The following is a 6,186-nucleotide window of genomic DNA, read 5'->3' on the forward strand; positions in this document are numbered from 1 at the left end:
TTACCGATCGCTACAAACCGGCTCACCGACTTTCAGGCTACGAAGAATCGCCGAGCGGTACTGTCGGGAAGTTAGTTGTTGCCTTCGATTTTCAGAACGGCAAGGTCGAGATCTTTGCTGCTGCCCAGAAGCTTTCGCTTCGTAGGTCTTCTCGTCGTTCTCGATGGTTACCTGAATGACGTCGGCGTTCTCGTACCACGTGCTGATTGGTCAGGATATAACCTTCCTTGTTGTAGATAAAGCCGGAACCGATGCCGTAAGGAACGAGCTGCGAAGAATTCGAACCCGAACCCGAGCCTTGGGATTGGGAATCCGATCCCGATCCGCCGTAACCCGAATCGCCGCCGAACTGGTCTCCGAAGAAGTAGGAGAACGGATCATTCAGGTAAGGATTACTTTGAGAATTGGTACGGCTGCTCTGTTTAACGAGCGTTTCAATTTTAACGACCGCCGGGCCCGCTTCTTGTACTACCCCGGATACATCCGTCGGCTTTGAAAGCGGCAGCGAAGTCGTATTCGCCTTGCCGGTAGTCTCGCTGTTATCGGCTGCAGCCGATACTGTCGTGGCAGCCTGTTCGGACGTAAGCGACGTGTTAGGCGTAAAAAGATTCATGCGATCCGCCGTAAACATCAGCCCGGTGATGACAACCATGCCGGCGAGGAAGGAAATCAGCACTGTTTTAACCGATGTCTTCGGACGCTGGTTAAACTGCCAGTTACTGCCGTTACCGCCGCCATTGTTACCGCTACCGCCACCCGAACCTCCGCTGCGTCCGGGGCTGCCGGACTCGCCGGAGCTGTGGTACTGGCTGGAGGTTACCGGAAGCTGTTTGACCGGATTCGGAGGAGTGATCTCCACTTCCTCCGAGTGTGGCCTGTCGGAGGACTCACTGCCTGGATGCTCTGTATTGTTGTCTTTTCCAAGGGACTTAAACGGCCCGTAGGAATAGTAATAAGATGAATTATTCGAATCGGAAGACGGCTGTTCACGCTTTGTTGGCTCTTGATCAAACGAATCTTCCGGCTGGCCAAATCTGTTTCTTTCGTCCATGTGATTCATGCCTCCTGCTTTCCCTGATTTATAGCGTTCCGTAAGGGATATTGTTTAACTGTTTATATCATGTACTATAAACCTTAATGACAGATTAAAAACAATTAAAAAGCAGATAAAACATGTCGGGAAAGGCTATGACTGCACCCATCCTTTGCGGTGGGCGTAGATGGCCAGCTGCGTCCGGTCTTCCAGCTCGCATTTCATCAGCAGGTTGCTCACATGGGTCTTAACTGTTTTGATGCTGATATGCAGCTCCTCAGCGATATCCTTATTGCTTTTGCCTTCGGCGACGAGCAGCAGCACTTCCTTCTCGCGTTCGGTCATCCCGGTGGAATCCCCCTGAACGGTCCGCTGGCGGATGCCTCTAGTCAGCGCTTGGGACACATCCCCCGTCATGACCGGCATGCCCCGGTTGGCCCCTTGCAGCGCATAGATCAGTTCGTCGGCCGAGACGGTCTTCAGCACGTAGCTGACAGCTCCGGCTTCCACCGCGTCCACCACCAGGTCGTCTTCGAGAAAGCTCGTCAAAATGACGATTTTGATTGAAGGGTATTTCGCCAGAACGGCCCGCGTCGTTTCGGCACCGTTCATCACCGGCATCATCAGATCCATCAGCACCAGATCGGGATGCTCCTCCTGCGGCCGCTGGTCCAGCCAATCCAGCAGCTCTTTGCCATTGCCTGCTTCCCCGATCACTTCAAAGGAAGGCTCCAGCATCAAATATGTTTTCAATCCCATTCTGACCATATCGTGATCATCCACAATGACCACCTTCACGCTCTCTGCCATTTCGATTTCCCCCTGAGTGTATTGATGAACCGTTCAAGATAAACTTATGTAAACTTCGGTATATGCACACGGATGGTCGTGCCCGAGCCTTGGCGGCTCATAATTTCGACCTGTCCGCCCAGCTTCTCGGCCCGCTCCCGCATCGTTGAAAGTCCATACGATCCCGGTCTGTGCGGAATCGAGTCAAACCCCTGGCCGTCGTCACTGATGCTGAGCACCACCTGCCGGCTCTCTTCGCGAAGCGACATGCTGACCAGTCTGGCGTGGGCATGCTTCACAATATTTGCCACCGCTTCCTGAATGATCAGAAACAGCTGATGCTCGATCGCTTCCGACAGGCTGCCCTTCAGTTCGACCTCCTTCATGCCCTTGAGGCCGTTCTGGCGGCAGTAGTCCGGGAACCACACTTCCAGCGCTTCAGCCAGGCTCTTGCCCTCCAGCTCGACGGGACGAAGCTGCGCAATCAGCGCCCGCATCTGCTTCTGGGCCATCTGGGACATCGTGATGAGCTGCTCCATAACGACTTTACCCTGCTCCTCGTTCCGTTCAAGCACCCTCGGCAGCGACGACGCCGACATATGAATGGCGAACAGCTGCTGGCTGACGGTATCGTGCAGATCCCGGGCCATCCGCCGGCGCTCCTCGATAACAGCCGATTCCGCGGCTTTTTCCTTTTCGATGACTTCCTGCTCGCCCATCCGCTGCAGCAGCTCCATTTTCTTTTCAATCGAATCCATCACATTGTTGAACTCATGATAGAGCCGGGCAAACGTCGGGTCATCGGTTTCGCCGATCCGCACCGACAGATTTCCTTTGGAAACCTGAAGCATGTTAAGCTCCAGCACATCGATGCGCCTCTGAATCCGCTGTCCGGCCATGTATCCGATGATGATCGACAACAGCAGAAACCCCAGGCAGGAATAAATCCATACCCAGGTTCCTTTAATAACGAGATATCCGCTGTCGCTGCCGATATAGAAAATCGCCGTCATCAGAAGGCCGGTCAGCAGGAAGTAAAACAGCAGCATCCATTTGGTATTTTTCATGATACTTTTCATCCGATCAACCTACTTTGTTTACTTTAATATCACCGATAAACGCGCTGACGTTGATTTTTATTTTTTTGCGCGCCTCCTTGTAATACGGCGTACGGGTCGAAACGTTGCCTGCAAATCCGCTCCGCGATTCGTTCAGCACCGACATATCCCCGATAAAGGAGCTTGAGTTCACCGTGACGCCCAGATCGGTATCGTCCGGGATGTACACCTTGATATCGCCGATAAACGCGGAGATGTTGATTTTGGTCTCCCCATAAGGAATATGCGCCCGGGTCAGGTCCAGTACCGTGTCTCCGATAAATTGGGACAAGTTGGTCGGCTTCAGCTGGAAGGAATCGTGTCCGAGATAAATATCCCCGATAAAAGAGGACTTGTTGATTTTCTTGTCGTGGTCGGATTCGCTGAACGGGCCATGGTGGTCCCAATCATGATCATCCGGTCCACGGAATGGTCCGCCCCGGCGGGCTTCCTCTCTGGCGTAGTGCTTGTAGTATCTTTTGTAGTGCCGCTTGTACTTGTTCTTGTAGTGCTTCTTCATCCGGTCCATTTCGTCGTCATCGTCCGAATCAAAATCGTCCATATCAACCTCTTCCTCATAGGAGGATTTCGGCGGAACGCCCTGCGGTCCCTTCTCCTTGCTGTACGGAATGCCGAATTTCTCCTCGAACTGCCGGTCCAGGGACGAACCGTCAAGCTCAACCGGCTCCGGCGGCACCGGAGGTTCCGGCGTAAACACGGGCTCCTCGGGACGGCGTTTGTCGGCTGGCGGAGGGGTCCGGTCATTCGGTTTGAAAATGACATACAGCCCGCCGATAATCAGCAGCGCAGGAATGATGATTTTAAACAGATTGCCTGGCGAGATCCAGAGCCATCCCAGATTACGGCCCAGGAAATAAGCCCCGATCAGGAGCAGGATCGCCCCGCCAAAGAATGAGCGCCGGCCCTTGGCCAGCTCTTTGAGCCCCAAAACAACCAGAATCACCGGCCAGTAGTCTCCGACCAGTCCCCAGAAGCTGACGTCGATATATCCGAGCTGATTCAACAAAAACACAACTCCGATCGCGATCAGCACCAGGCCTCCAAAAAGGCGGTCCACCCATTTTTTTTGCATAACCGTATCTCCTTTAACTCCATTGTTCATATCCTATAAAGTTTCGCTTCGCTTGCGAATCTGATATCAGTGTACAATAATGGCGGCCAGGCCGACAGCGGCGGCGGAATGATCCTGTTCTCGGTCCCCAGACCGAGGCGCATTACTTTTTTTTCCATATAAAATAAAACACCCGCTTTTCAGCGGGTGCTTTAGAAAAATTGACGAAAGAATGATTATTGTTGATCGTTTTGTTTGAATTCTTCGTCAAACTTTTGGTTAGGTGTTTTGAAGTTGCTGCTTTGTACTTTTTGCTTTTGCGTGGAAGTTGCGCTTTCGTTTCCGATTTCGGCAAACTCCTCGTCAAACTTTTGGTTTGGCGTTTTAAAGTTGCTGTCTTTGTTTCTTTTGCTATTTGGTTTCACCTTCCCTGTAGCTTGTCTGGCCGGGGATCCAAGCATCGCTTTACCCCTGTCGTAGTATTTACCCCTGTCGTAGTATGTGAAGCCTCCTGGAATTTATACCGTTCTACGGCAAATTTGAAGAATGGAAAACGATACATAAATGGTATCGGAAAACAATAAAAGCCCTGGAGCGCCGCATTTCGGGCCCAGGGCTTCCTTATAGTTTAAACCGCTTCATCCAGCAGCGAAGCCGGGACGGTCTTATACGTCTGGATCGCTTTCCCCAACGTCTGCAGCATTTCCTCGCTGCATTTGCGTTCCCCCGCTTGATCACAAACACGTCCACCTCTTTTTTTCCCCACTCCTTATACACCTGTTTGGTTGTGGAGAAATACAGGTCGATCTTACGGCCCTTTATGGCCGAACCGGTATCCGCAACAACACCATAACCGTAGCCTGGCACATAAAGGATCGTTCCGAGCGGGAACCATTTCGGGTCGGCCGCGATGGTCGAAATCGTATTTTTGTCCCTGCGCACCTTTACGCCGGAATACGTAATGCCGTATGACGGATGGCTCGGATGTTTGCCCGTGGATTCATAACCCGCGGTGTATCCAGTCGCCGTGACTTTCACCTTGCGGATGACCTGCTCCTGACGCGGCATCAAGACCGGCATGGACGGCTCCTTAACGGCACCTGCCTCCTGCTGCGGCTTAACCTCGGCTTTGCCGATCGCGGGAACAGCCGCCTTGGCCGTATATTTGGGCATGAACTCATTTTGCTTAAATACGTTCTGCTCCGCCCGCTTTTTCAAATCAACCACCTGAAACATTTCCGGCTTCGTTGCATATTTTAACGGCTTTTGATAATAGTCATTAGCCGCCAGCATCGGACTCTTTGCACTTTCATTCCCCGTAACCCCGTCACTCTCCAGCAGCGAGAAGGATGCCGCATACATCTTGGGCGCCCCTGCAAGCATGCCAAACAGAAACATACAACACAAAATCCTCTGCCATGTTTTCACCTTGTTCATATAAAATCCTCCCCCTTTACTTGCGAGGATGTCCATATGTTCCGGCGTTTATACATGTAAAAGTGAAGTCGTCTCACTTTGCAGAGGATTGTGCAAGCTTATCAAGTTATCGTTTTACACGAGTTTGTGTCTTAGAAAATTTCGCGTTTGGCGATTTGTTCACGGAGCAGCGAAATCGCCTCATCCACGGTTTTGGCCCCGATGTCGCCTTCTCCGCGTTTGCGGATCGACACGGTTCCCGCGTTCATTTCGTTATCGCCGACGATGAACATGTACGGTACTTTCTCAAGCTGGCCTTCGCGGATTTTATAGCCGAGCTTCTCATTGCGCACGTCCGCTTCCACGGATACGCCCTGAAGCTTCAGCTTCTCAGCCACTTCCTTGGCATAGCCTTCGAATGCGATGGAGACCGGAATGACCTTGACCTGCACCGGAGACAGCCACAGCGGAAGGTTGCCCGCAAAATTCTCCAGCAGGAAGGCCGTAAAGCGTTCCATCGTGCCCAGAATGCCGCGGTGGATGACCACCGGACGGTGCTTCTGCCCGTCGTCGCCTACGTATTCAAGTTCGAAACGTTCAGGCAGCAGGAAGTCCAGCTGGACGGTAGACAGCGTTTCTTCCTTGCCAAGGGCGGTGCGGATCTGCACGTCGAGCTTCGGACCGTAGAAAGCGGCTTCGCCTTCGGCCTCGAAGAACGGGATGCCTGTCTCTTCCACAACCTCGCGCAGCATGCGCTGGGACATTTCCCACATGGCATC

The 6,186-nt window shown here is 52.6% G+C and carries 6 protein-coding genes and 1 pseudogene; all 7 read right to left on the bottom strand.

Features of this window, described 5'->3' with window-relative positions; all coding sequences use genetic code 11:
* Positions 1-91: 91 nt before the first annotated feature.
* Positions 92-1,051, bottom strand: coding sequence for a serine protease (locus CPT76_RS02590; protein WP_105441832.1), 960 nt, complete (start codon positions 1,049-1,051; stop codon positions 92-94).
* A 135-nt stretch (positions 1,052-1,186) separates the two neighbouring features.
* Entirely contained in the window at positions 1,187-1,843 is a 657-nt protein-coding gene (locus tag CPT76_RS02595) for a response regulator (RefSeq protein ID WP_076170641.1), read from the bottom strand.
* A 44-nt stretch (positions 1,844-1,887) separates the two neighbouring features.
* On the bottom strand, positions 1,888-2,901 hold the full coding sequence (locus CPT76_RS02600) for a sensor histidine kinase (protein ID WP_105441833.1): 1,014 nt from the start codon (positions 2,899-2,901) through the stop codon (positions 1,888-1,890).
* A gap of 4 nt (positions 2,902-2,905) precedes the next feature.
* Positions 2,906-4,012, bottom strand: coding sequence for a cell wall-active antibiotics response protein LiaF (gene liaF / locus CPT76_RS02605; RefSeq protein WP_105441834.1), 1,107 nt, complete (start codon positions 4,010-4,012; stop codon positions 2,906-2,908).
* A 215-nt stretch (positions 4,013-4,227) separates the two neighbouring features.
* On the bottom strand, positions 4,228-4,452 hold the full coding sequence (locus CPT76_RS02610; protein WP_105441835.1) for a hypothetical protein: 225 nt from the start codon (positions 4,450-4,452) through the stop codon (positions 4,228-4,230).
* Between the two features lie 167 nt (positions 4,453-4,619).
* Positions 4,620-5,164 (bottom strand): annotated as a pseudogene (locus CPT76_RS38760) (3D domain-containing protein).
* Positions 5,165-5,559: 395 nt separating this feature from the next.
* On the bottom strand, positions 5,560-6,186 hold a 627-nt coding region (locus tag CPT76_RS02620), incomplete at its 5' end, for a threonine--tRNA ligase (RefSeq protein ID WP_258168011.1).

The sequence above is a fragment of the Paenibacillus sp. AR247 genome, from assembly GCF_002968895.1.
Lineage (GTDB): Bacteria > Bacillota > Bacilli > Paenibacillales > Paenibacillaceae > Paenibacillus_AQ > Paenibacillus_AQ favisporus.

Excerpts from the sequence above, each read along its gene's own strand:
- CPT76_RS02590 (WP_105441832.1), bottom strand. The coding sequence starts at position 1,051 with ATGGACGAAAGAAACAGATTTGGCCAGCCGGAAGATTCGTTTGATCAA.
- CPT76_RS02595 (WP_076170641.1), bottom strand. The coding sequence starts at position 1,843 with ATGGCAGAGAGCGTGAAGGTGGTCATTGTGGATGATCACGATATGGTC.
- CPT76_RS02600 (WP_105441833.1), bottom strand. The coding sequence starts at position 2,901 with ATGAAAAGTATCATGAAAAATACCAAATGGATGCTGCTGTTTTACTTC.
- liaF (WP_105441834.1), bottom strand. The coding sequence starts at position 4,012 with ATGCAAAAAAAATGGGTGGACCGCCTTTTTGGAGGCCTGGTGCTGATC.
- CPT76_RS02610 (WP_105441835.1), bottom strand. The coding sequence starts at position 4,452 with ATGCTTGGATCCCCGGCCAGACAAGCTACAGGGAAGGTGAAACCAAAT.